At 68.5% G+C, this 479-nt stretch carries 1 pseudogene; it reads left to right on the top strand.

Features of this window, described 5'->3' with window-relative positions:
- Positions 1-11: 11 nt before the first annotated feature.
- Positions 12-479, top strand: a pseudogene (locus JWG43_RS20710) (flagellar hook-associated protein FlgK); the annotation flags it as partial.

The following is a 479-nucleotide window of genomic DNA, read 5'->3' on the forward strand; positions in this document are numbered from 1 at the left end:
TCTCGGACATCATGATCACCGAGCCCAGCGGAACGCGCTGGCCGCTGCTGGACGGCGTGTCGTCCGGTCAGATCCGGGGTCTGGTCGAGATGCGCGATGTCGATGCGCCAGCGGCCGCCGCGCGCCTGGGTGAGTTGACGGCCAAACTCGCGGACGAACTGAACCGCGCCCATAACGCAAACAGCAGCGTTCCTGCGCCGTCCACCCTGACAGGGCGCAACACCGGTCAGTCGCTGGAGAACGCCCTGACCGGCTTCACCGGCACGACGACCATCTCGGCGGTCAATGCGTCGGGCGTGGTGCAGGCCTCGGCCCGGATCGTCTTTTCCGGCGGCACGATGACGATCAACGGCGCCGCCGCAGATCCGACCACCTTCCTCAGTGTGCTGAACGCCCAACTGGGCGGCACGGCGACGGCGAGCTTCTCGGACGGCCAACTGCGCCTGGACGGGGCGGGTGGAAACGGCGTGGCCATCGCC

This window comes from Desulfobulbus alkaliphilus, from assembly GCF_016918545.1.
GTDB lineage: Bacteria > Desulfobacterota > Desulfobulbia > Desulfobulbales > Desulfobulbaceae > Desulfobulbus > Desulfobulbus alkaliphilus.